Origin of the sequence: Microbulbifer sediminum (genome assembly GCF_021729035.1) — a bacterium.
GTDB lineage: Bacteria > Pseudomonadota > Gammaproteobacteria > Pseudomonadales > Cellvibrionaceae > Microbulbifer > Microbulbifer sediminum.
In genome coordinates this window covers 308,928-333,211 of the sequence record NZ_JAJSAP010000003.1, presented here as the reverse complement: position 1 = coordinate 333,211, position 24,284 = coordinate 308,928, and the positions used below count along the sequence as shown (strand labels likewise).

Below are 24,284 nucleotides of genomic sequence, written 5' to 3'. Positions count from 1 at the left end.
CAATGTTGTATGCCGCGCCGAACGGCCGGTATCGAACTATGGTTAAGGGGAATCGCGGTTGACGAGACCGCATGATGGAAAGCCTATGACAGAACGCTGCGACCTGCTGATCAGCAATGTAAATGCCGCAACCATGGATCCCTCCCTGCCCGGTGGCTATGGTGCCGTGGAGGATGCCGCGGTGGCGGTCACCGGTGGCCGGATCGTCTGGATCGGACCGCGCCGGGAACTGCCCGAGTGCGCTGCTGACCAGGTTGTCGACGGTGAGGGGCAGTGGCTTACGCCCGGCCTGGTCGATTGCCATACCCACCTGGTGTACGGTGGCCACCGCGCTTCCGAGTATGCGCGGCGGCTGGGTGGCGAGAGCTATGAAGAGGTCGCCCGTGCCGGCGGCGGTATCCTGTCCACGGTGCGCGCTACCCGCGCTGCCAGTGCCGAGCAGCTGTACCACGGTGCGGAGCCGCGGCTGAAGGCCCTGCTGTCGGAAGGCGTCACCACTGTCGAGGTGAAATCCGGCTACGGCCTGGAGCTGGATACGGAATTAAAGCAGCTGCGCACGGCGCGCCGTCTGGCCCAGCACTATCCGGTGGATATCGTGACCACCTGCCTGGCGGCGCATGCCCTGCCGCCGGAGTACGATGGCCGTCCCGACGAATATATTGACCTGGTGTGCGAAGAGATCCTGCCGGCCGTCGCAAGGGAGCAGCTGGCGGACGCGGTCGATATGTTCTGCGAGTCGATCGCCTTTACGGTGGAGCAATGCCAGCGGGTGATCGACCGCGCGCGCGAACTCGACCTCCCGGTCAAGGCACACGCGGAACAGTTGAGCAGCTCCGGTGCCACCAGCATGGCGTCGAAGGCCGGGGCCCTGTCGGTGGACCACATCGAGTACATCACCGATATGGATGTGGCAGCCATGGCAGAGAACGGCACCGTGGCGGTCCTGCTGCCGGGCGCTTTCTATACCCTGCGGGAGACGCGGGTGCCGCCAGTGGACAAACTGCGCGCATCCGGGGTCAGCATGGCGCTGTCCACTGACCTGAACCCGGGCAGTTGCCCGATTGCTTCGCTGCGCCTGATGATGAATATGGGCTGTAACCTGTTTGGCCTGACCCCGGCCGAGGCCCTGGCTGGAGTGACGCGTTCCGCTGCGCGGGCGCTGGGCCTGTGTTGTTCGCGCGGGGTACTGCGCGCGGGACTGCGTGCCGATATGGTGCTGTGGCCGATGGAAACACCGGACCAGTTGGCGTATGAATACGGCGCGCTGAAGCCGTCCGAGATTTTCTTTGGAGGTAAAAATGTTACAGCTGGCTGATATGCGCCTGTGGAGCGGCCGTACCGACTCCGAGGACGGCAAGGCGGGTGAGCGCTGGCACCAGCGGATCACGCCGCTACAGCTGGACAGCGCGCCAGGGCTGGCAATCCTGGGGTTCTCATCCGATGAGGGAGTGCGCCGCAACAAGGGGCGCATCGGTGCCGCCAAGGGGCCGCGCATCCTGCGCCTGGCCATGGCCAACCTGCCGGCCACCTTCGACGTGCCGCTCTATGATGCCGGCAATGTACGGGTGGAGAAGGAAGACCTTGAATCCGCCCAGTCCCTGCTGGGGGCGCGGATTACCGAATTGCTCGACGGCGGACACTTTCCGCTGGTGCTGGGCGGCGGGCACGAAATCGCTTACGGCAGTTACCAGGGTGTCGCCCGCTGGATGCGTGAACTGCACCGGGACAAGACGCTCGGCATTATCAATTTCGACGCACACCTGGACCTGCGTATCCCGGCCCCGAAGGGGTCGTCCGGTACCCCCTTCTACCAGATAGCGGAACAGTGCGAAATCAACGGCAAGCCGTTCAATTACCTGTGTGTTGGGGCGGCGGACAATGCCAATACTCCGGCACTCTATAACCGCGCCGATGAGCTGGGGGCGCAGGTGATTCGCGATCGGGAAATCACGCCCTGGAACCTCGATAACGTGCGTGAAATCATCGAGGGCTTTATCGGCGGTGTGGACCTGGTCTACCTGACGGTGTGCCTGGATGTCTTCCCGGCTGCGGTGATGCCGGCGGTCAGCGCACCGTCAGCGCGCGGTGTGCCACTGGAGCTGTTCGAGCCGCTGCTGGATACCGTGCTGGACTCCGGCAAGGTATGCCTGGCAGATATGGCCGAATTCAATCCCTATTTCGATGTCGAGGACCACGCCGCGCGTACGGCAGCGCGCATCGGTTTCCAGATTGCCAATGGGGTGGCTGCGAAATAGCTGCCCGGTGCCGCCGGGCAGCGCGGGTGCGTTGATGCAGCGACCCGGCCAAACGGGATCAGTCCCGTTCTCCTTGTGGTAAAAGGATGCCGCTCTGGATCACTTCATAGTTGTGTTGCGCCAGTTGCGCCAGCTTGCCGGGGCCCGGCTCGAGGCCAAATTTCTGCATCAATACCGGCGGCGCGATCAGGGGAAAGACCACCAGGCTTACGATGCTTAGGCGACATAAATCCGGGTCGAGGTGCTCGCGCAACTGGCCCGAACCCGCCACCGCTTTGGCAAACCAGTGGCGCGACTGCTGGATTATTTCGCTGAAAATGGACAGGACGATACGGTAGGCCTCGGAGCCTTCCTCCTCCAGCAGCACGCGCACTACCAGCCGCGGCAGGCCGGGGTTCGGTCCCATCGCCCGGTAGTAAAGCCGCATCAGCTCACCCAGGTCCTCCGGTGAGGCGTCATCGTCCAGATCACGCAACTGGTCCAGAAGCGGCGCCAGTGTTTCGCGCAGCATCTGTTCGAAAAGGCCGGACTTGGAGCCGAAGTAATAACGGATCAGCGAGGCGTCTACTCCTGCACTGCGGGCGATTTCCCGGGTCGATACTGTTCGGTAACTGCGGTGACTGAATAGATCCAGCGCGGCGCCGATCAGTCTCGAGCGTGCGTCAGAGCCCCCTTGCGGGCGACCTACCGGTAGCTTCATGCTGGCACCTGCGCTCAGAGGCTTGCCAGCCTTCGGGACGCTGCCTTTTGCAGCTGCTGGCTGCGCTGTACGGTGAACATTGCCAGGCGGGTCAAGCCGCGGGTAATGACGTTGGTCGACATGATCATCTTCCTGGCGCGCTCGGTCTCGCGCAGAATCTTTTTCCCCAGCTCATGGCGGCTGGCAGAGTAACTCTCGGTCGTGCCGCTGACGATTGCTTTCGCCGCCGCCGCAGCATCGTCGATCCCGAGGTTCATTCCCCGCCCGCCCACGGGAGAGTGACAATGGGCGGCGTCCCCCGCCAGAAGTACCCGCCCTTTCTTGTAGACTTCCGCCTGGCGGACGGAGATACGGAAGGTACCGGTGCGGCGCACGTGCCGGATATCCAGAGGGGCGGGCAGTGTACCCAGCACATCGGGTGTGGATGACACGATGCGCACCCGCTCGGGCTCAATCGGCAGGATCATATAGAACGAGCCCCGGTGATCGATCCGGTCCTGGATCCACAGTGAGGTTAAATTGGCGTCGTAACCCGCAACATCGACATCCGCAATCGACCATTCCCCGTCGAGGTCAATGCCGGGGTAGTTGATGCCGAGCGTTTCCCTCACGACGGAATGCCGGCCATCCGCGCCGATTACCCAGTCGTAGGCTCTTACCTCTCCATCGTCAAAACAGACCGTCGCCTGACCAGTGTCGGTCTCAACGTTCTTGACGGCACAGCCATAGCGCACCGAGACGCCGTAGCGGTTCAGAGCGGCTTCCATCAGTGCCTCCGTGCGGTTCTGGGGGAGGCCCCACATATGCGGCACTGGCTGGTGGGGGAGGCTGCGGAAGTCGACGTTCAGGAGCACTCGCTCACTTCTGTGGACCTGCACCCTGGTCAGGGTCATGGCCTCATTCTCAATATCCGCGGCCACGCCGCTGGGTCGTAATTTCTCCAGGCTGGCGGGCATGATCCCCACCGCCCGGGAAAGCGCAGAGGCCTCCTCGCGCTTTTCCACGATCTCCGGAATGACCCCCTGTCGTGCGAGCTCGATTGCTGCTGTCAGTCCTGTGGGTCCCGCCCCGATTATCAACACTTTCAATGCCATCACCTGAACCTCCGGTCTACTGGCGTTAGCTCGTGAGTGCCGCGGCAGCCATCGCCAGCTTTGCAGCAGCGTACGATGCTTCGGCTGAGGGATGAAAAGCCGGGGCCGGCTCCCGTAAATTCATCACCTGGGGAATATCCTATTGAAAAAGGGGCCGAAGGAGCAGTAATTAAATTCCTCAATCCGGGGGCTACCGCTGAATTTATCGATGGGCAGGGTGTTGCGGGCAACGTTTTCGCTGCCCGTAAGGGAGTGCGAAGCGGCTTACGGCTGCTGGCGCCGAGATGGGGGAAGCGCGCGGGGCCGGCTAGTGCCCCGCGGAGAGCGCCGGCAGGGCGGTAAACAGGATTGTGGCAGCAAGGAGGAGCAGTGACGGCCATGTGTTCAGCAGTCTCCTCCACGACGGTAGAGCGTTACCCGGGGTCGTTTGCATTGCTTTCCTCCTCTCGACAGGGATGTACTGTGTTTGAGCGCGTCAACCGGCCAGTGGTTGCACCTCTGCGGGAAAAATTTCCCATTATGTGAACCATCCCGCACCCCGTTATGGACCCGTTATTGTCCATACCGGCAACCGTGGCCCTGCCCGGTCGAGCGGCTGGCGCCAGGTGCACCAGTCTTGCAGCGGGTTCGGTTGCGCACCGATTTTACTGGCGCCATTGTGGGCGAGGAGCGGGAATGGCGGTATCCGGATCCTGCAGGGTTATTACGGGATTCTGCCGCTGCGGAACTGCCGCCCGGGCGGGACTGCCGGAATAAGCCCCGTAGAACTCTCGCCAATGTGCGGGATCGGGGCGGGGCGAGATCCGGGCCGGCTCATCCCCTTCAGGTTTTCACATGCAGCCGCACGTCCACGTTGTTGCGGGTGGCCCGCGAGTAGGGACAGACGTCCTCGTGAGCGCGGTTGGCGACTTTTTCCGCCTCGTCCGCATCCATGCCCGGCAGGCTGATGTGAAGGTCGATATCGAGCCCGAAACCCTTCTCCTGCGGACCGATGCCCACCTCGGCGCGCACACTGGTGTCATCCGGCAGCTTCAGATCCCCTTTATCGGCGACATGTTTCATGGCGCCGATAAAGCAGGCCGAGTAGCCGGCGGCAAAGAGCTGTTCCGGGTTGGTGCCGTCGCCACCACTGCCGCCCATCTCCTCGGGCACGTCCAGCTTGACGGCCAGTTTGCCATCGGACGATTTGGCCTCGCCGTCACGGCCACCGGTAGCGGTAGCGACAGCGGTATAAAGGATCTTCATGATAGCTCTCTCCGGTTCGTTAACTGGTGCCCCTGCAGTGTAGCCAGCTGCTCCCGGGCCGGAGTGAACCGGGCTGCGCCGGGGCGGAAAAAATTTATGTAAGCTTTTTGCTGCCGGCGGTACTGTAGAGCCGGGTGACACATGGACGGGGTTAAGGAGCAGCCTTGAAGGCCCGCGACACGCAGTTTCAGCAGCTTATCAGTGATTACGGCGCGGGCATTGCCCGTGTCGCGGGCACCTATACCCGCACCCCGGAGGAGCGGGATGACCTGTTGCAGGACATCTGGCTGGCTATCTGGCGGGCGCTACCGGGCTTTCGGGGTGAGGCCAGTGTGAAAACCTTCATCTTTCGCATAGCGCACAATCGCAGTGTCACCGAGCTGGCCCGACGGCGACCGGACCAGGATGATGATTTACTGGAAGGTGTGACCGATAGTGCACCGGGTCCGGCCGAACGGCTGGCAGGCCAGCGGCAGTCAGAGCAACTTCTGTCTGCGGTGCAGGCACTGTCGCTGGGACTGCGCCAGGTGATCAGCCTGCGGCTGGAGGGGCTCAGTTACAGCGAGATCGCTGAAGTGCTGGGTATCAGTGAATCCAATGTGGCGGTCCGCCTGAATCGTGCCCGCCAGCGACTGTCGAAACGGCTGGGAGAATACAGTGAGCGATAACCCCCATCAGGCGAACGACCACCCGGGACGTGATCCGGCGGATGATTGGTCCGGTCTGGAGAACCTCTGGCAGGAGCAGGTCCGGCCAGTGCCGGCAGGGACAGAGATAATCCGGCATGTGCGTCGGCAGGAACGCCGGCTGCGCATCAACGCGGGTCTCGAGTGGCTGGTTGCTATCGCCCTGGTGACGTTTGCCCTGGTGCGACTCTTCTCCGCAGCATCCACAGAGAACATCCTGCTTGCGACGGTAATCCTCTTGCTGGTGGTATGGGCCCTGAATTTTTCTATCACCAATCGCCGGGGATTGATGGAGCCCCATGGCGAATCGGTGCAGGCGTACATGGACCTTGCCCTGTTACGTCTCCAGCGCCGCCGCCGCGGCGTGCGCTTCGCCTGGTTGTTGTATGCCGTGGAAATATCGATCTTTATTCTCTGGGAGCTGGCCGAAAGGTTCGGGGCCATCGATACAGGCTTCAACCTGTTATCGCCCAGTGCGCTGGTAACTGTGCTGGCGATAACTGCAGTCATGGTTGCCTGGAGCCTGTTCGTCTGGCGCCAGACCGGTCGCGAAAAGCGCGTAATACATTCACTCAGTCCTTAAGCGCGGGAGATATTTGTAAGGTTTGTTTTTGCGTGGGGACTACAGGGATATGTCTTTAGCGAGGAGCAAACCATGAAAAAAAACCAATCCGTTATCTGGCTGGGAATCTTACCGGCGCTTATTGTGCCTGCTGCAATGGCGGGGCTTGCCGAGCGCCCCGGGGGTAAATCACCGCATCACTGCCCGGGATTGGGGGTTGTGGTTGTGCAGCCTGGTCAGCCCCTTATACGGGGACCGGGAATGGCAGGTGAAACCGATGTGATCCGGGGGCAGGCATGATGACCGATATTGAAGCGCTGGGGCAGCAATTCTTGCAGGCGCTGCAGTCCATGGGATTGCTCAAGGGGCTGCTGTTTGCAATATTCTTCCTGGTTGTCTGGTTCCTGCCGGCCCTGGTCGCGCTGGTGGCCAATCGCCGCCATGCGGGCAAGATACTTGTCGCCTGCATTCCGGCCATCGCCTCCTGGGTTGCCTGGTTCGCACTGCTCGCGTGGGCAGCGACCGGACGTTACCAGCAGCGTGGTCGGGAACCGGTGGCCGTCGAGCCGCACGCCGACCCGGACCGGTAGCCGTGCACGGGTCAAGGGGGTTGTCACAATCCGGCAATTGCAGCCTCCGGGGGCAGGGGTTATGTTATTGGCAACAACAATAACCAGCCGAGGTTCCCATGGCCGAATCCGGTATGCTCGCCAGTAATGCCCCCAAACCCAGCCGCCTGCGAATCGGGCGGCGCTATCGTGCCAACCGTCTCGATGGCCCCTACGATGCCATCCTGGTGGGCTCCGGTATCGGCAGCCTGACCACGGCGGCGCTGCTCAGTGCGGCGGGCAAAAAAGTGCTGGTGCTGGAGCAGCACTATACCGCCGGCGGCTTTACCCATGCCTATGACCGCAATGGCTATGAGTGGGATGTAGGCGTGCATTACATCGGTGATGTGGGCGGGCATCCCACCATGACCCGCCGCCTGTTCGATTTCCTCTCCGCGGGAGATCTGCACTGGGCGCCGATGGACGAAACCTATGACCGGATCTGTATCGGCGAGCAGCAATATGACCTGCGCGCGGGGCCGGAAAACTTCAAGCGGGAATTGCTGCAGCGTTTCCCGGGCGAGGAAAAAACGCTCGACCAGTATTTCGGGCGTATTGCAGCGGTGGGCAAAGCCATGCCGCTGTTGACCATGGAAAAACTCCTGCCGCGCTGGTGCGCACCCGCCCTCTCGCTGCTGAAGAAATGGCGCCTCCCCTCCTACCTCAATCGCACCACATACGAGGTGCTGCGCGAGCTCACTGACAACGAGGAGCTGATCGCGGTCCTCACCGGCCAGTGGGGCGATAACGGCATGACGCCCAAAACCAGCAGTTTTATCATCCACGCGTTGATCGCCAAGCATTACATGTACGGTGGTTTTTACCCGGTAGGCGGTGCCAGCCGGATTGCCGAGACCATCATTCCCCAGATCCAGAAAAGCGGTGGCGAGGTGTTTACCTACGCGCGAGTGGAGACCATCCTGCTGGATGGTGATCGCGCCCGCGGCGTGCGTATGGCGGATGGGACCGAGATACTGGCGCCGGTGGTGGTTTCCGGTGCGGGGGTGCTCAATACCTTTGAACGCCTGCTGCCCCACAGTGCCACCGAGGCCGCAGGCTATGATCGCCAGCTGCAGGATGTGGAGCCCTCCATGGCGCACCTGTGCCTGTATATCGGCCTGCAGAAAACCGCAGATGAACTGGGCCTGCCGAAAACCAATTACTGGCTCTACCCGAGTGTGGATTACGAAGGCGACGTCGATAAGTTTCTCGCCGACAGCGACGCCGAGATCCCGCTGGTGTATATCTCCTTTCCGTCTGCCAAGGACCCCAGTTTCAATACGCGCTACCCGGGACGGGCCACCATCGAGATAGTGGCGCCGGGCCGGTACGAGTGGTTCGAGGGCTGGAAGGACCGGCCCTGGGGCAAGCGGGGTGACGACTACGAGGCGCTCAAGGAGGCATTCAGCCAGCGCCTGCTGGAGCATCTCTACCGGCACTTCCCGCAACTGCGGGGCCAGGTCGACTACTGTGAACTTTCCACGCCTCTGTCCACCGCCTGGTTCTGCGAATATTCCCGGGGGGAGATCTATGGCCTCGACCATGATCCGAAGCGTTTCCGGCAGGGCTGGCTGCGCCCGAAAACCCGCATCAAGGGCCTGTACCTGACCGGGCAGGATATCATGAGCTGTGGCGTGGCCGGGGCAATGTACGGCGGCGTGCTCGCTGCACAGAGCATCCTCGGCTGGCGTCGGGGCCTGCCCCTGCTGCGTCGCGTTTTCGGGGGTGCCCCGGGGGGCAAGGCCGTCAGTGACGACGGCACGGGTATCTCGGCCCCGATACAATCCTCCGAGACCAGCTGACGTCGTCGACAGCTATAGTCTGTAGGCCCGGCAAAGCCTGTGCCCCTCAGTGGCATGGACAGTAATAAAAGGAGTGCCCGGTGATCAAGGATTCAGGTCGAACAGGTCGATTGCGGTTTCTTCTCTTCCTGGCGGCAACCCTGGTTGCCGGCCAGTGCAGTGCTTACGACGAAGCATTGCCACGCTATGCGCTGGTGATCGGCAACAGTGATTACCAGTTTGCCCCGCTCAGGAATCCCGTCAATGACGCCCGTGATATGGCGAAAAAACTGCGAAAGTTGCGTTACCGGACAACCCTGGCCACAGATATGAACCCGCGCCAGCTGCGTGCAACGGTGGCGGAATTCTACCGCTCGATTTCCGGTGAGAATGCGGTCAGTGTTTTCTATTACGCCGGCCACGGGGTGCAGCTGCAGAATACCAATTACCTGGTGCCCGTAGGTGTATCCATCGATGACCCCATGCAGCTGGTCGCCAATGCGTATTCGATCAATGAGCTGCTGCGGGAAGTGGAGCAGTCCAGCAGTAGCCAGAATATTGTGATACTCGACGCCTGCCGCAACAATCCGTTCAGGAAGACCCGGACGGTGGAGTCGCAGTTAAGGGAAATCCAGGCGGGGCTGGCGATGGTGGAGGCGCCGCCCAGTACCCTGATCGCCTACGCCACGGAGCCCGGCAACGTGGCCGAGGATGGTCGGGGCAGGAATGGCACCTACACCAGGGCACTGCTGCGGCATATCACCCGTGCCGAAACTGCCGAGGAGCTGTTCAAGAAAGTACGCCGGGACGTTATGCGGGCCACCGACAACCGCCAGACGCCGTGGGAGCACTCCTCGCTGCTGGAAACCTTCTACTTTGCCCCGCCCAGGAACAAGAAGATTCCCAATGTGGTGAGTTTCTAGCGGCCAGGGCCCTGTCCCGAAGTTAGCTGGCGGAGGTTAACTGGCGAGAGTCTACCGATCAGAATACGCCGATAATTCCGGCCAGCAGCATGGTGGACTGTTCGCTGACATTGTCAAAACGGACGGTACCAAAACGAATATCCTGCTGGTAACTGTTGTACCGGAGCTTGCTGCGGAACAGCAGGTTGCCGGACATGGGTATTGTCCAGCCCAGGTTGATGGAATAGCCGCTACTGCTACCGTTGGTCTTGTCGTTGATGTCATCAAATTCCAGTATCTCACCGGCTTCGACGCCATCGCCGTCACCGAAGAAGCGATTTTCGGCATCCAGTGAGGCATAGGCGACAGAGAAATCCAGTTTACCGGCATTGGTAAAGCTCTTGCCGATATTGAGTCCGGCAAATGGCCCGGACTGCCGGTAGTACTCGTAATCCGTCGCGCGGGTGGCGCTGTCCCGGACAAACAGGTCCAGGCTTGTCTCCCCTGACTTGTAGCCAACAAAAACGCTGAACAGGTCACTGGCCTGGTAGCCAAAAGTGATATCCAGGTCCTGCCGGCTGGCATCGCCGATAAAGTCCTCCTCAGAAACCTCGGCATCTTCCACCGAGCCGGAAATATTCAGGGCAAGGTTAAAGCGCTGGTAGGCCAGACCGCCGGTAAAGTTCGCCACCGGGAAGACGATGGTCTGGTCGAGTTTTTCCGGGAATGCATAGGTGCCGTAGCCCATTTCCAGTCCACCGAATTTGTGGATCTCAAGTCCCGGCGAGCCATCGCCAGCCCGGGCGACAATCACTGGCGATGCTGTGATTAGCAGGGAGCAAGCAAGTGCTCTACTGATGTTGGTGGGCATCCGTTGCTCCATGGTTCCTTGTGGTTAGGCCGGTGCTTCCGTGCCGCCCAGTGTTTTCCCGGTTGTCGGCCTGACAGCGATCAGCGCCATGGCAGTGGAGAGCAGGGCAAAGCTGAGGATAAACAGGCCATTGAGTTTTACCTGGCTGTACCTGATCGATGCCGGCGTCCAGATCTTGCCGGGATCAAAGGCATAATCCATCAACAGCTCGGCCGGCAACAGGTTGCCGGGTTCGACGCCGGGGCGGAACTCATTGCCGACGGTGACCCGGATGTTTCGCGTGCCGTCCTCTGTGGGGACCGGCTGCGAGACGACGACACTGAAATAGGTAAGGAGGTAGAAGGCCAGAGCCGGTAACCCGAGCAACAGTGTTGCGCTCGCCAGTAGTCGTCGCGCTGTCCGGCCCAGGGCCGGGCCCCAGATCCATACCAGGAACAGGCAGATACAGCAGAAAGGAATGGCCATCTTCACGGCGAGGCCGGCGGGGTCAGGTGGATCTATTTCCCCTGCCCAGACTCCCAGCGGGCCGGCAACCACCGCAGCCACAGCTGCAGCCCAGATGGAACCGATGTTTTCCAGTGACGACCTGATATCCATAGCCGCCACTAAAGTGGTTGGATTACATGGATGAACGGGTCCTGCAGGATGGTGATTTTTTCATTGAATACCTGGTCCATACCGGAAACACGAAAGCGGTAATTGCCGATCTTGATCTTCGAGCCGGGGGTGTAACTGGTCCAGTCGTCTTCACCCGCGCGAAATGCACCCTCCGGCATATAGTGCATATATGAGCCTTCGCTGACCGAGCTTATCTGGGTGCGACAATAGGCGCTATCCGGGACGTCACTGTCTATCGCGTCGCGTGCGGACTGGATGTTTTTATCGGCTGATTCGATATGTTCCGAAAGCGATGCCCAGGATCGGCTATTGGTAGCCTGCCAGGCCGCCTCCAGCTGCGCCGCCGCATCGGCACGGTTCTGACTGATGGTATCTACCATCAGTTGCAGGACTGCCGGATCACCCTGGGTCCGCTGCCGCCACTGCTCGATCTCTTCGTCCAGTGCGATGACCTCATTGGCCATGAAAAACAGTTTCTGGCTATTGGGGCTGCCGTTGTTTTCGATCACCAGTGGCGGGGCGCTGTCACGCTCGATGGTGATTTTGGGGTAAGTAGGTATTACCGGCTCGATTTGGGAGGTGTTGCTGCAGCCTCCTGCCAGCAGGACGGCGAATAAGGTCGGGACAATACGTGGCACGTAAGTTCCTTTTATTTTGCAGTGCCGCAATTCCCGCGGGGGAGGCGGAATGCGGCGGGGATTTCATTTTTATACGGCCCTATCACCATGAATATTATGCGTATAGAGACGTGAGCACAATAACGACCGTTACTGGCCCCGCCTGGCTTTCCGGCCACAGCGATAAGCCTTTGCGGGGATTGCGGGCGCTGTGCTGGAAGGGCTACGATGCCGCGGCTGTCCCGTAGTTTTCGGACAGTCCACGCGCGTCGCACTGCGGCAAAACCAACCGCTGGTAATCCAGTTGAGGAAGTACGAATGTTCAGTCATGTCATGGTCGGGGCCAACGATCTGGAAGAGTCAAAGAAATTCTACGATGCGGTCCTGGCGACCCTGGGTTACAAGCCGGGCGTGTTCGATGAAAAAGGGCGGTGTTTCTACTTTTCCAAGTCAGGTGTTTTCGCCCTGACCAAACCCATTGATGGCGAGGCTGCCAGCCACGGTAACGGCAGTACCATCGGTTTCGCTGCCGAGAGCCCTGAGGTGGCGGATGCCTGGCATGCCGAGGGCCTGGCCAACGGCGGGGTCGCCTGTGAGGACCCGCCCGGGGTACGTGAGGGCTCGGGCATGAAATTGTACCTGGCCTACCTGCGCGATCCCTCGGGCAACAAGATCTGTGCGATGCACCGCGTGGACTGAAGCGTTACTTCAGGATTAAGGTGGGCAGGGACAGGTCCGCCGTCAGCGGACGGCTCACCAGGCAACAGGCAGGCAACAGGGAAGTTGATTATGAATTTGCAGAAAATGGGTGGCATTGCGGCCCTGGTCGAGGCACTGGCGTATATCGTGGGCTTCACTGTGATGCTGACACTGCTCTCCCCGGACAATGCGGCGGAGATGGAAGCGGCCGACTGGCTGGCTTTCAACATCGAACACAGCGCACTGCTGGGTGCATGGAACCTGTTTATCTACGTGGTGTTCGGGGGCTTCCTGGTGGTGCTGGTCAATGCGTTGCACGAGCGACTGAAAGACCGCTCACAGGCAGTGATGTCGACTGCTTCGGTTTTCGGGTTTATCTGGGCGGGACTGGTGATTGCCAGTGGTATGGTGGCGAATATCGGCCTGGAGCGCGCCGCCGGGCTCCAGGCCGCAGAGCCGGAGCGGGCTCTGCTCATCTGGCAATCCGTTAATGTCGTTCATGACGCGCTGGGTGGTGGTATAGAAGTTGTGGGTGGCCTGTGGGTGCTGTTGCTGAGCTGGGCGGCACTCAGGCAAGGCGCACTTTCCCGGCCGCTGAATGCGATCGGCTTGCTGGTAGGGCTAATCGGGATCCTGACCGTAATACCAGGCCTGGGTGGGCTCGGCGCCCTGTTTGGCCTAGGCCAGATTCCCTGGTTTATCTGGCTCGGGATATTCATGCTACGCAATGATGTGCCGGACCAACGCCCGCAAGTCAGCGCTGGCGTCGGGGCGGCGCCGGCCGGATAAGAGGTCGGGCCAGAGGTTTCAGGTCGAAGAGCGGCCGGGGCCTGATGGGCCTGTCATTGAGAGTGTCAGCAAACCGCTCATCAGCCGCCTCGCTGAATTCTTTTTAACAGCTCCCGGGTCTGGCGAATACCCTCGAGTTCAGCCAGCCGGTTACCCTCGTACTCGATGCCCACCCAGCCCCGGTAGCCTGCACTTTTTACAATCTGCATCATGCGCTGGAAGTCAGTCTCCATCGCCTCGCCCTGCGCATTGAAATCATAGGTCTTGGCGCTGACGGCCTTTGCCCAGGGCATCAGTTCCTCAACGCCGCGGTAGCGGTCATAGTGCTCGCCACTGTCGCGGTCAATTACGAAATTGCCGAAATCCGGCAGGGTGCCCACGCGCGGGTGATCTGCCAATGCCATGACTCCCGCCAGCCACTGCCCGTTGGACGACAGCCCACCGTGGTTTTCCACCAGTATATTCAGCTCCAGGTCCGCGCAGTCCTCCGCCAGCAGGCGCAGGCCGTCCGCGGCCTTTTTCATCTGCTCGTCATAACTGCCGCTGCTCTGCGCGTTGACGCGGATTGAGTGGCAGCCCAGTGCGCTGGCCATCTCCGCCCAGCGCCGGTGACGCCGGACAGTCCGCCGGCGCTCTGCCTTCGAGCCCGCGCCCAGCTGCCCCTCGCCATCCACCATCACCAGCAGGCTCTGCACGCCCTCACCGTTGGCCTGTTTATGCAGCTCATTGACCAGTGTGTCGCTCAGCTTGTCGGCGTAGAACTGGTTGACGTACTCGACCGCATCAATACCGAAAAGCTGTCGTGCCATGCGCGGAAAGTCTTCCGGGGCTGCGTCGCCGCTGTGGAAAGTGCGGTGCAGGGACCACTGGGCGAGGGAGATGCGGAACCAGGGATTTGCTTCAGCGGACTGGCTGCAGCCCATGGGCAGCAGTGCGGCGGCGCAGGTTACAGAGGTGGTTCTCAGGAACTGGCGGCGGGAAGGGTTGCGCATCGGGCTGGCTCCCGGATTGTTTTTATATATTGGGTGGGGGTTGCGGCCAGCGACCGCTCCTACCATTATCCCGGAGGAGCGGCCGCTGGCCGCGAATGGCCGAAAAAGAATTACTTCTTTTTACCGGACATCGCCGCCGCCAGCAGGTCACCCATGCTGCCGCGACCATTGCCGCCGCCCTGTTGCTGGCGGTTGCGGTTGTTGTGTCGCTGGGCCTGGCGACCCTCGCGCTGATCGCCTTTCTTCACGCCGCCGCTGCCCTGCTCACCGGGCTCGTCGGACAGGCGCATGGACAGGCCGATGCGCTTGCGCGCCACGTCCACTTCCATCACCTTCACCTTGACGATATCGCCGGCCTTGACCACCTCGTGCGGGTCCTTGACGAACTTTTCCGACAGGGCGGAGATGTGTACCAGACCATCCTGGTGCACGCCGATATCCACGAAGGCGCCGAAGTTGGTGACGTTGGTGACGGTACCCTCGAGCACCATGGCCGGGCGCAGGTCCTTGATCTCCTCGACACCCTCCTCGAACTTCGCCGTGCGGAATTCCGGGCGCGGGTCGCGGCCGGGTTTTTCCAGCTCGGCAATGATGTCTTTTACCGTCGGTACACCAAATTTCTCGTCGGTGTAGTCCGCCGGATTGAGGCGGCGCAGGAAGGCGGAGTCGCCGATCAGGCTGTTGATTTCACGACCGTTCTTCTCGGCGATGCGCTTGACCACCACGTAGGACTCCGGGTGCACGCCGGAGCGGTCCAGGGGGTCCTCGCCGTTGTTGATGCGCAGGAAGCCGGCTGCCTGCTCGAAGGCCTTGGGGCCGAGGCGCGGGACTTCCTTCAGCTGGCTGCGATTCCTGAACGCGCCGTTCTGGTCGCGGTAGGTGACAATATTGTTGGCAATCGACGCACTGAGGCCGGACACCCGGGACAACAGCGGCGCGGAGGCGGAGTTCAGCTCGGCGCCAACGCCGTTCACACAGTCTTCCACCACCGCGTCGAGGGAACGGGCCAGCTGGGTCTGGGAGACGTCGTGCTGGTACTGGCCCACGCCGATGGACTTGGGCTCGATCTTCACCAGTTCCGCCAGCGGGTCCTGCAGGCGGCGGGCAATGGAAATGGCGCCGCGGATAGTCACGTCCAGGTCGGGGAATTCGCGCGCGGCGAACTCGGAGGCGGAGTAGACCGAGGCACCGGCCTCATTCACCACCACCTTCTGGGCCTTGAGCTTGTACTGCTTGATGGTTTCGCCCACAAACTTATCCGTCTCGCGGCTGGCGGTGCCGTTGCCGATGGCGATCAGGCCCACATCGTACTTTTCACACAGCGCGGCGATGACCGCAGCGGATTCCTGGATGCGGTTCTGCGGCGGGTTGGGGAAGATGGCAGTGTGGTCGAGGATCTTGCCGGTGGCATCCACCACCGCGACTTTCACCCCGGTGCGCAGGCCCGGGTCAAGGCCGATGGTCGCCTTCTGGCCCGCGGGGGCGGCCAGCAACAGGTCCTTGAGGTTGCGGGAGAATACCTTGATGGCCTCTTCCTCGGCTTTCTCGCGCAGTTCGCCCAGCAGGTCGGTTTCCAGGCTGGTGAGCAGCTTGATGCGCCAGGTCCAGCGCACCACCTCGCCCAGCCATTTGTCCGCCGGGCGACCCTGGTCCTCGACGCCCACGTGGCGTGCGATCATGACCTCGCAGGGATGTGCCTGGCTGGGTGCCCGCTCCTCATCGCCCTCGAGCCCCAGGTTGATGGCCAGGATACCCTCGTTGCGGCCGCGGAAGATCGCCAGGGCGCGGTGGCTGGGGACCTTCGACCAGTCCTCGGCATACTCGAAGTAGTCGCGGAACTTGGCGCCCTCCTGCTCCTTGCCGTCCAGCAGCTTGGACTTGACCTGGCCATCGCGCTTGAGGAAGTCGCGCAGCTTGCCCAGCAGCTCCGCGTCCTCCGCGAAACGCTCCATCAGGATGAACTTGGCCCCGTCGAGCGCGGCCTTGATGTCCTTGACGTGGAGGGATGCGTCCTCGTTGTCTGTGTTGATGTAGGGCTGCGCCTGTTCTTCCGGGTTGAGCGTGGGATCGCTGAACAGGGCGTCGGCGAGGGGCTCCAGGCCCGCCTCGATCGCGATCTGGCCCTTGGTGCGGCGCTTGGGCTTGTAGGGCAGGTACAGGTCTTCCAGGCGGTTCTTGGTGTCGGCGGCATTGATCTGCTGCGCCAGTTCCGGCGTAAGCTTGCCCTGCTCGTCGATGCTCTTGAGGATCGCGGCGCGGCGGTCCTCCATCTCGCGCAGGTAACGCAGGCGCTCTTCCAGGGTACGCAGCTGGCTGTCGTCCAGCTCTCCGGTAACCTCTTTCCGGTAGCGGGCGATGAAGGGCACGGTGGCACCCTCGTCCAGCAGGGCCACGGCGGCAGCCACCTGCCGCGCATTGACGTTGAGTTCTTCGGCAATTCGCGCGTTGATATCCAGCATCTTATTTTCTACATCCGTTCCACAGGGTGTACTTCTTGGCGCCGACCAGGTCCGGCAAAGGCCATACCGGCTGGCAATTCGGGACGGTGCATTATGCGCGAGCAGGGCCCGGTGCGGAAGGTTTGCGGCAGTCTCACTGGATGTTGCGATGGCCTGCATCCAAAAGGGCTTCTTTCGTTGTCGAACTCCAGTAGAATGCGCAACTAGCCAAAATTTGAACAATTTTTACTTGCTTTCCGGTCGAGGGTCCTTGTGAGAATTTCCGACAAGAATAAAGTGTTTGCGGCCGTTATTGCCGTTGGGGTCGTAGCCATAGGCGCGGTGTGGTTCCTCCAGCCCAAGCCGGAGGAAAAAGTTGCCGAGAAGGCGGTGCCCCCGGTGGCGGATGTCATCTATGCGGAGCCGGGCCGCCGCACCCTGCTGGTGCCCAGCCAGGGCTCGGTGCGGGCGCGCCATGAAATCGAGGTGGTGGCACGGGTCGGCGGTACCATCGAGAGCGTCAGTGACGCCTTCGTGGCCGGTGGCTTCTTCGACCGCGGCGACGCGCTTCTGCAGATCGAGCCCGCCGATTACCGGCACGAGCTGACCCGCACCGAGGCGCGGCTGGCCAATGCCCGGTCCGTGCTCGCCCAGGAACAGGGCCGCTCCAAGCAGGCCAAGCGCGAGTGGCGCGACCTGGGTACCGAGGCGGCCAATGACCTGTTCCTGCGCAAGCCCCAGCTGGCGGCCGCCAAGGCAGAGGTGGCCGCGGCCCGTGCGGATCGTGACCAGGCCCGGCTGAATCTCGAGCGGACCCGGGTGCAGGCGCCGTTTGCCGGCCGGGTGGTGGAAACGTTTGTCGACCTGGGCCAGTACGTGAGCCCGGGCACCCGGCTGGCCAAAGTCCACAGCACCTCTATCGCCGAGGTGCGGCTGCCGCTCACCGACGAGCAGCTGGCGCTGCTCAACCTGCCGCTGGGCCAGAGCATCGACGACGGTCCCGCGGTGCGGATGCGTGCCCGGGTGGCCGGCCAGGAGCGAGAGTGGCGTGGCGAAATTGTCCGCACCGAGGCGAATATCGATGCCAACAGCCGCTTCGTGTTTGCCGTAGCCCAGGTGGCCGAGCCCTACAAGGGCGAGGTCCCGCTGATCAATGGCCTGTTCGTTGAGGCCCATATCGCCGGCAAGACCCTCGACGATATCGTGATTTTGCCACGCCAGGCCCTGCACGAGGGCGACCACCTGCTGGTGCTGGATGCGGAAAACAAGCTGCGCTACCGGGACGTGGAGTTGCTGCAGACCCTGGGGGAGGAGGTCTGGGTGCGCGGTGAGATCGCCCGTGGTGAACCTGTGGTGGTATCCAGCCTGGGCTACTCCCGCGAGGGCATGGTGCTCACGCCCAACCCGCTGAACGAGAAGCCCGCCGGCCTGCAGGTTGGCGACGACGGCCAGCCGGAAAGCAACGACACCATCGAGGGCAGTGATGAGGCGCGGGCCACTGCCGCCACCGGCACCCAGCAGCAGAGAGAGGGCTGACCATGCAGGGCATCATCGGATGGTTCGTCCGCAACAGCAGGGCCGCCAACCTGCTGATGATCATGATTGTCATCGGCGGCTTGTTCGGCATTTCCCATATTGGCCGCGAGGTATTCCCGGCCATCAACCCCGGCATTGTACGGGTGGAGATCAGCTACCCGGGTGCCGGTCCGCGCGAGGTGGAACAGCAGGTCACCCTGAGGGTCGAGCAGGCCATCTCCGAGGTGAAGGGCATCAAGGAGGTGAATTCCTTCTCCCGGCGCAGTCACAGCTCGGTCCGTATCGAGGCGACAGACGGCTATGACGAGCTGCGTCTCCTGAACGATATCAAGGTTCAGGTGGACTCCATCAACACCTTCCCCGAAAGCATCGAGCGGCCGGTGATCCAGCTGGAGGAGTGGGCGCCGCAGATGATGATGATCGCCATCGGCGGTCCGGTGGGCCCGCACGAGCTGAAGGACACCGCGCTTAAGTTGCGTGACGAGCTGATCCTGCTGCCCGGCGTGCGCCGGGTGGACGTCTGGGGCGATCGCGCCGACGAGGTTTCCATCGAGGTGTCCGAGCTGGACCTGCGTCGCTACAACCTGACCTTTGACGATGTCGCCGGTGCGGTGCGCCGCTCCTCCATCGACCTGCCGGCGGGGCTGGTGCGCTCCGACCGCGGCGACATCCAGGTGCAGACCCGTGGCCAGGCCTACACCGCGGAGGATTTCGCGCGGATCCCGCTGGTCAGCCGTGCCGATGGCACCCGGTTGCTGCTGGGTGATGTGGCCAACATCGAGGACGGCTTCGAGGAAGAGGGCTCGGTGATCCGCTTCAACGGCAAGCCGGCGATGAACCTGCGGGTGCTGCAGGGCGAGCCGCTGGATGTGGTGGCCACCGCCGACCATATCAAGCAGTTTATGGCGGAGACCCGTGAACAGCTGCCGCCGGGGATGGAGTTCGAGATCTGGTTCGACTTCTCCAAGGCCTACGAGGGCCGGATGGAGCTGCTCGCCGGTAACGCCCTGGGCGGCCTGGTGCTGGTCTTCGTGCTGCTGATGCTGTTCCTGCGCCCGGCCCTCGCCGTCTGGGTGACCATCGGTATTGCCACCGCGTTTATGGGCGCTTTCTGGCTGTTGCCCACGACCGGCGTCACCCTGAACATGCTGTCGCTGTTCGCCTTCCTGCTGATTCTCGGTATTGTCGTCGACGACGCGATTATCGTGGGTGAGGCGGTGCACGCGGCCCATGACCGCGGGCTTACCGGCCTGCAGGCCGCCGAGACGGGGGTGAAGCAGGTCTCCTCACCGGTGATCTTCGCCGTGGTGTCCACCATGGTGTTCTTTATTCCGATGCTGTTCCTGCCCGGTAACACCTCGCAGATGATGTTTGCGCTGCCGGTGGTGGTGCTGCTGTGCCTGGCTTTCTCGCTGGTGGAGTCGCTGCTGATCCTGCCTGCGCACCTGGTGAACATGAAGCCGGAAAAGCAGGCGACCTCCGGGCTGGGCCTGAAACTGCAGACGCTGCGGGCAAGGTTTGCCGGCGCCATGAAGAAGGCCGGTGACAAGTACTATATGCCGCTGCTGGAGAAGTCCCTCTCCAACAGCCGCGCCACGGTGATGATCTTCCTGATGGCACTGCTGCTGTCATTTGCGGTCTTCAAGGGCGGTTATGTCGGCTCGGCGTTTTCGCCCAAGGTGCCGTCCGACATGCTGGAGCTGCGCACCACCATGGCCCCGGGTGAATCCTTCGAGGAGACCAAGCGGGTGATGGAGAAGTTCGAGGCTGCCGGCGACAGGCTGGCGGCTGACCCGGGGCTGCTGGAGAAAAACGGCGGCGAGCCCTTCGTCGAGAACACCATGGTGTTCCTGTGGCGCGGCAATGTCACGGTGTTGCTGCAGCTTACCGATGGCGAGCAGCGCGACGTCACTTCCGAGGAGCTGGCCCTGCGCTGGCGGGAATATGTGGGCGACCTCCCGGCGAGCGTCGAGGAAATGCGCATCCAGCACACCATCAATGACGGTGGGTCCGGTATTTCCCTGAACCTGAGTACCGCTTCCGGGGATATGGATGAACTGCGCATGGCTGCTGACGCCGTCAAGGACGCGCTGGACAACTATGCCGGTGTCTACGATGTACGCGACAACCTGGTCAGTGCCCGGCAGGATATCGAAATCCAGCTGAAGCCCCATGCCACCAATATGGGGATCGACCTGGCCGGCGTGGCGAAACAGGTGCGCCAGGGCTTCTACGGTGAGGAGGTCCAGCGTATCCCCCGCGGCCGGGAGGATGTGCGCGTGATGGTGCGTTACCCGGAAGAGGAGCGCGCCAGTGAGGAGCAGATCGACCGCATCCGCATCCGCACCAGTGAGGGCGAGGTCCCGTTCAGCGCGGTGGCCGATGCTGTCTATGTGCCGGGCTATACCACCATCCGCCGCAGCGATCGCGAGCGTACCGCGCGGGTCACCGCGGAGCTGACCCCGGGCTCCTCCTCGGCACAGGAGATACTGCAGCAGCTGCGCGAAGAGCACGTGCCGAAGTGGGAAAAGAAGTTCCCGGGCTTTGCCCTGAAGACTGCCGGTGAGATGCAGGAAGAGGAGGAGTTCAGCACCGCGATCGTCGCCTTCTTCGCGCTGTCACTGTTTGCGATCTATGCGTTGCTGGCGATTGCCTTCCGTTCCTACTCGCAGCCGTTGCTGATCATGACCGCAGTGCCGTTCGGCTTCTTTGGCGCGATTGTCGGCCACCTGTTGCTGGGCTACGAGATCAGCATTATGTCGATGCTCGGGTTCCTCGCCGCTGCAGGTGTGGTGGTGAATGACAACCTGGTATTGATGGACCGTATCAACCAGCTGCGCGCCGAGGGTGTGGCGGTGATGGATGCGGTGGTCCAGGCAGGGCGGGACCGTTTCCGCCCGATTATCCTGACCTCCATCACCACCTTCATGGGACTGGTGCCGATCATGTTCGAGCGCTCGATCCAGGCGCAGTTCCTGATCCCGATGGTGGTGAGCCTGGCCTTCGGCGTACTCTTCGCCACCGCCGTGACCCTGCTGCTGGTACCCAACCTGTACAAGGTGATCGAGACGCTGCGGGCCCGGCTGCACCGCCGGCGTGGAACCGACCCGGAATTGTCGGTGAGCCTCGAAAAAGCCTAAACTACCAGCCTGAGAGAAAACGCCGACCCCGAGTCGGCGTTTTCGTATTTCCCTTTCGCTGTCGAGGAATGACTGCCGATGCGCGTGCCGCGTATTTTCTCCCGGGAGCCCCTGGCTGGGCGTGCCGAAATCGAGCTGGATGAGGGCGCAAGCCGTCACCTGGTTAAGGTATTGCGCCTGCAGGCGGGGCGTCCCCTGGTGCTGTTCGATGGCCATGGTGGCGAGTACCGCGCCGAGCTGGCCGAAGCGGGCAAGCGGGCCCGGGTGCGCTTGCTGGGTTTCGTCGAGGGCGATCGGCAGTCGCCGCTGGCACTGACCCTGGCCATCGGCATATCCCGCGGCGATCGTTTCGACTGGGTGGTGCAGAAGGCGACGGAACTGGGGGTCGCACAGATCCAGCCTTTGTTTACCGAGCGTTGCGAAGTGAAGCTCAAGGGCGAGCGCCTGGAAAAGAAAGTCGCCCACTGGCAGCAGGTGGCTATCAGCGCCTGTGAGCAGTGTGCGCGCAACCGGGTACCGGAAGTGTCGACACCACAGAAATTCTCCGGCTACCTGGGCGACGCCGGCGCTGACAGCGACCTGAAACTGGTGCTCCACCACCGTACCGAGAAACACCTGCGGGACCTGGAGTCGGAGCACGGCCGGCCCGGCTCGGCCCTGTTGCTGGTGGGCCCCGAGGGCGGCCTGTCCGCGGCGGAGATCGATGCCGCACTGGCGCAGGATTTCCTGCCGCTGCGGCTGGGGCCGCGGGTGCTGCGCACGGAGACCGCACCGGTGGCGGCACTCTCGGTGCTGCAGTACCAGTGGGGCGACCTCTGACGCCGCGCCGATTTTCCATTAACCGTCGCGCGGGTTACCCTTCAGGTTCCGACAGTTTCATCCAGACAGGGAGAGGATGTGATGGTTAAACTGATTCTGTGGTTGCTGGGCCTCACCATCCTGGTGTTGTCCATTGCGATCATCGCCAAGCCCTCACTGGCGCGCAGCCTGAGCGAGCGCCTGAACGAGACCGGCTATGCCATTTCCGCGTGGGGACGCCTGCTGGTGGGACTGATCCTGCTGCTGATTGCGGATACCCGTGCGTGGAATGTCCTGTTCAACGCGTTGGGGGTACTGCTGGTGCTGGCCGGGGCCTATATGCTGCATATCGGTTTCGAGCGCAGCAAGGCGCTGGCGATAAAGATTGCCCACGGTAATGAGACCTTCCTGCGGGTCAGCGGGGCCATCGGCGTGCTGCTGGGCCTGCTGTTACTTTCCGCGAGCTAGCTGACAGGTGACTGCCCCCGATGTTTGCCACTGAACTGGTTATCTTTGACTGTGACGGTGTGCTGGTGGACAGCGAGACCATTGTCTGTCGCATCCTTGCCGAGGAGATGAACAAGCTCGGCATGGAGGCCACCGCCGAGGAACTGGATGAGCAGTTCAGCGGCCGCCCGGCCAGGGACTGCCTGCTGGAAATCGAGACCCGCTACGGTGGCCCCCTCCCGGACCATTACTTTGGCAACACCGAGCGGCGCATCCGGGAAGCGTTCCACCGGGAGCTGCAGCCCATCGCGGGGATCGAGGACCTGCTTGACCACCTGTTGCAGGTCAACCTGAGCAGCTGCGTCGCCTCCTCCGGATCCCACGAGAAAATGCAGCTCACACTCAACAAGACCGGGCTGTTCGACTACTTCAGCGGCCGTATTTTCAGTGCCGACGACGTCAAGCGCGGCAAGCCCTGGCCCGACCTGTTCCTGCACGCCGCCCACAGCATGGGGGTGGAACCGCACCGCTGCCTGGTAGTGGAGGACTCCATTGCCGGTGTAAAGGCCGCAGTGGCGGCGGGGATGCCGGTAGTCGGTTACAGCCGCCATCCGGTGCGCGCCCCGCAACTGGAACGGGAGGGCGCGCGGGTGGTCACCGACCTGCTGGCGGTGATGGATCACTTATAGGGATCACACCGCGCGCGGGCGCGTTTCAGCGGACCAGGTCGATGGCGACCGAGGCGCTGCGGCGGCCGTTCATGCTGTCGACAAAGGTTCGGCGATAGCGGATGTGCTCGATACCGCCGTCCAGCAGGTCTTTCACCAGCCAGTGCGGCAGGCGCACCCGTTCTGTCAGAATATCGTTGCCCTCGCTGAGCAGCGGTTCGCCAGTGGAATGGATGACCCGGTCGCCCACCATAAAGTAGCCACTGTCAGAGCCGGCCAGCACACCGCCGATATCTCCCTGCAGCTGCCAGCGCACCATGATTTCCCGCGAATCCACGCTCACAGTCTGGCGTGCCGGCAGCGCTTCCAGGTCTACCAGCTGTCCACTGGCGGCCAGGTCAATCAGCAGGAAGTTCGACAGGCTGTCGGCAGGACCCGCAAACCGGCGCCGGTATCCCAGCCGCCGGACGCCCTGCCGGTGCCAGGTCTGTAGTTGCTGCGGGGACAGCCGGACCTTCTCGGTCAGTCGTGCCATGTCGGCGCCGAAAGCCAGTGGGCGCTCAACTTTCTGCAGGACCCGGTTGCGGTCCAGGTCGACAAATTCCCCGTAGGGTGAGCGGGCGCCGCCGGCACTGGCGACGCGCCAGGTCAGTGTGACGCCTAGTCCCTGTTTCGAATCAACCAGTGCACGGTCAGGGGCCACCGTAAGCAGTTGGGGGGTATTGGCGAGGCAGAGGGTGGCAGAGAGTACACCTGCCATTAACAGCGAGAGCGCAACCGCCCGGCTGCAAACACGCATTATCCGGCGTTGGTTCATGGCAGCCTCCCATGGCTCAGG

Annotated in this window: 23 protein-coding genes; 14 read left to right on the top strand and 9 right to left on the bottom strand. The window is 62.3% G+C overall.

The window, feature by feature from the left end:
- The first annotated feature begins 85 nt into the window (after window positions 1-85).
- Window positions 86-1,315: an imidazolonepropionase gene (gene hutI, locus LVD11_RS06575; protein ID WP_237057360.1), complete on the top strand. Its 1,230-nt coding sequence runs from the start codon at window positions 86-88 to the stop codon at window positions 1,313-1,315.
- A complete protein-coding gene (hutG, locus tag LVD11_RS06570; RefSeq protein ID WP_237057359.1) occupies window positions 1,299-2,255 on the top strand; it encodes a formimidoylglutamase in 957 nt (318 codons plus the stop codon). The genes hutI and hutG overlap by 17 nt, the downstream gene beginning before the upstream one ends.
- Window positions 2,256-2,313: 58 nt before the next feature.
- On the opposite strand, the gene LVD11_RS06565 is transcribed toward hutG, so the two are convergent.
- The 3 genes from LVD11_RS06565 to LVD11_RS06555 all read right to left on the bottom strand — a co-directional run bounded on the left by LVD11_RS06565 (window position 2,314) and on the right by LVD11_RS06555 (window position 5,294).
- Window positions 2,314-2,955 carry a TetR/AcrR family transcriptional regulator gene (locus LVD11_RS06565; RefSeq protein ID WP_237057358.1) on the bottom strand — a complete coding sequence of 214 codons (642 nt, stop codon included), beginning with the start codon at window positions 2,953-2,955 and terminating at the stop codon, window positions 2,314-2,316.
- Window positions 2,956-2,969: 14 nt separating this feature from the next.
- The gene (locus LVD11_RS06560; protein ID WP_237057531.1) at window positions 2,970-4,037 is read right to left on the bottom strand and encodes an FAD-dependent oxidoreductase; all 1,068 of its coding nucleotides are present in this window, start codon (window positions 4,035-4,037) and stop codon (window positions 2,970-2,972) included.
- A gap of 834 nt (window positions 4,038-4,871) precedes the next feature.
- Window positions 4,872-5,294: an organic hydroperoxide resistance protein gene (locus LVD11_RS06555; protein ID WP_237057357.1), complete on the bottom strand. Its 423-nt coding sequence runs from the start codon at window positions 5,292-5,294 to the stop codon at window positions 4,872-4,874.
- Between the two features lie 164 nt (window positions 5,295-5,458).
- Here LVD11_RS06555 and LVD11_RS06550 point away from each other — a divergent pair, with 164 nt between their 5' ends.
- The 5 genes from LVD11_RS06550 (at window position 5,459) to LVD11_RS06530 (ending at window position 9,854) form a co-directional block, all read left to right on the top strand.
- Entirely contained in the window at window positions 5,459-5,962 is a 504-nt protein-coding gene (locus tag LVD11_RS06550) for an RNA polymerase sigma factor (protein ID WP_237057356.1), read from the top strand.
- Window positions 5,952-6,563 (top strand): hypothetical protein, encoded by a 612-nt coding sequence (locus LVD11_RS06545; RefSeq protein ID WP_237057355.1) that lies wholly within the window; start codon window positions 5,952-5,954, stop codon window positions 6,561-6,563. The genes LVD11_RS06550 and LVD11_RS06545 overlap by 11 nt, the downstream gene beginning before the upstream one ends.
- A 275-nt stretch (window positions 6,564-6,838) precedes the next feature.
- The gene (locus tag LVD11_RS06540) at window positions 6,839-7,132 is read left to right on the top strand and encodes a hypothetical protein (protein WP_237057354.1); all 294 of its coding nucleotides are present in this window, start codon (window positions 6,839-6,841) and stop codon (window positions 7,130-7,132) included.
- 98 nt (window positions 7,133-7,230) lie between these two features.
- Window positions 7,231-8,952 carry a phytoene desaturase family protein gene (locus LVD11_RS06535; protein ID WP_237057353.1) on the top strand — a complete coding sequence of 574 codons (1,722 nt, stop codon included), beginning with the start codon at window positions 7,231-7,233 and terminating at the stop codon, window positions 8,950-8,952.
- A gap of 110 nt (window positions 8,953-9,062) precedes the next feature.
- Window positions 9,063-9,854 (top strand): caspase family protein, encoded by a 792-nt coding sequence (locus LVD11_RS06530; RefSeq protein ID WP_237057352.1) that lies wholly within the window; start codon window positions 9,063-9,065, stop codon window positions 9,852-9,854.
- 58 nt (window positions 9,855-9,912) lie between these two features.
- On the opposite strand, the gene LVD11_RS06525 is transcribed toward LVD11_RS06530, so the two are convergent.
- Genes LVD11_RS06525 through LVD11_RS06515 form a run of 3 tightly spaced genes read right to left on the bottom strand, consistent with a single transcriptional unit; the run spans window position 9,913 to window position 11,960 of the window.
- The gene (locus LVD11_RS06525; protein WP_237057351.1) at window positions 9,913-10,704 is read right to left on the bottom strand and encodes a hypothetical protein; all 792 of its coding nucleotides are present in this window, start codon (window positions 10,702-10,704) and stop codon (window positions 9,913-9,915) included.
- Between the two features lie 24 nt (window positions 10,705-10,728).
- Window positions 10,729-11,301, bottom strand: a complete 573-nt coding sequence (locus LVD11_RS06520; protein WP_237057350.1) for a hypothetical protein — start codon at window positions 11,299-11,301, stop codon at window positions 10,729-10,731.
- Window positions 11,302-11,309: 8 nt separating this feature from the next.
- On the bottom strand, window positions 11,310-11,960 hold the full coding sequence (locus tag LVD11_RS06515; RefSeq protein ID WP_237057349.1) for a hypothetical protein: 651 nt from the start codon (window positions 11,958-11,960) through the stop codon (window positions 11,310-11,312).
- A gap of 297 nt (window positions 11,961-12,257) precedes the next feature.
- Here LVD11_RS06515 and LVD11_RS06510 point away from each other — a divergent pair, with 297 nt between their 5' ends.
- Window positions 12,258-12,638 carry a VOC family protein gene (locus LVD11_RS06510; RefSeq protein WP_237057348.1) on the top strand — a complete coding sequence of 127 codons (381 nt, stop codon included), beginning with the start codon at window positions 12,258-12,260 and terminating at the stop codon, window positions 12,636-12,638.
- Between the two features lie 90 nt (window positions 12,639-12,728).
- On the top strand, window positions 12,729-13,427 hold the full coding sequence (locus LVD11_RS06505; protein ID WP_237057347.1) for a DUF4386 family protein: 699 nt from the start codon (window positions 12,729-12,731) through the stop codon (window positions 13,425-13,427).
- A gap of 80 nt (window positions 13,428-13,507) precedes the next feature.
- Here LVD11_RS06505 and LVD11_RS06500 read toward each other — a convergent pair whose 3' ends face one another.
- Together LVD11_RS06500 and LVD11_RS06495 are read right to left on the bottom strand one after the other, a co-directional pair.
- Window positions 13,508-14,419, bottom strand: coding sequence for a sugar phosphate isomerase/epimerase family protein (locus LVD11_RS06500; protein WP_237057346.1), 912 nt, complete (start codon window positions 14,417-14,419; stop codon window positions 13,508-13,510).
- A 110-nt stretch (window positions 14,420-14,529) separates the two neighbouring features.
- A complete protein-coding gene (locus LVD11_RS06495) occupies window positions 14,530-16,878 on the bottom strand; it encodes a Tex family protein (RefSeq protein WP_237057345.1) in 2,349 nt (782 codons plus the stop codon).
- Window positions 16,879-17,130: 252 nt separating this feature from the next.
- On the opposite strand from LVD11_RS06495, the gene LVD11_RS06490 reads away from it, so the two are divergent.
- The 5 genes from LVD11_RS06490 to LVD11_RS06470 all read left to right on the top strand — a co-directional run bounded on the left by LVD11_RS06490 (window position 17,131) and on the right by LVD11_RS06470 (window position 23,467).
- Window positions 17,131-18,393: an efflux RND transporter periplasmic adaptor subunit gene (locus LVD11_RS06490; RefSeq protein WP_237057344.1), complete on the top strand. Its 1,263-nt coding sequence runs from the start codon at window positions 17,131-17,133 to the stop codon at window positions 18,391-18,393.
- Window positions 18,394-18,395: 2 nt separating this feature from the next.
- On the top strand, window positions 18,396-21,533 hold the full coding sequence (locus tag LVD11_RS06485; protein WP_237057343.1) for an efflux RND transporter permease subunit: 3,138 nt from the start codon (window positions 18,396-18,398) through the stop codon (window positions 21,531-21,533).
- Between the two features lie 78 nt (window positions 21,534-21,611).
- Window positions 21,612-22,352 carry a 16S rRNA (uracil(1498)-N(3))-methyltransferase gene (locus LVD11_RS06480; protein ID WP_237057342.1) on the top strand — a complete coding sequence of 247 codons (741 nt, stop codon included), beginning with the start codon at window positions 21,612-21,614 and terminating at the stop codon, window positions 22,350-22,352.
- A gap of 81 nt (window positions 22,353-22,433) precedes the next feature.
- Window positions 22,434-22,799, top strand: coding sequence for a hypothetical protein (locus tag LVD11_RS06475; protein ID WP_237057341.1), 366 nt, complete (start codon window positions 22,434-22,436; stop codon window positions 22,797-22,799).
- A gap of 20 nt (window positions 22,800-22,819) precedes the next feature.
- The gene (locus tag LVD11_RS06470; protein ID WP_237057340.1) at window positions 22,820-23,467 is read left to right on the top strand and encodes an HAD family hydrolase; all 648 of its coding nucleotides are present in this window, start codon (window positions 22,820-22,822) and stop codon (window positions 23,465-23,467) included.
- 25 nt (window positions 23,468-23,492) lie between these two features.
- Here LVD11_RS06470 and LVD11_RS06465 read toward each other — a convergent pair whose 3' ends face one another.
- Entirely contained in the window at window positions 23,493-24,263 is a 771-nt protein-coding gene (locus LVD11_RS06465) for a hypothetical protein (protein ID WP_237057339.1), read from the bottom strand.
- Window positions 24,264-24,284: the final 21 nt, after the last annotated feature.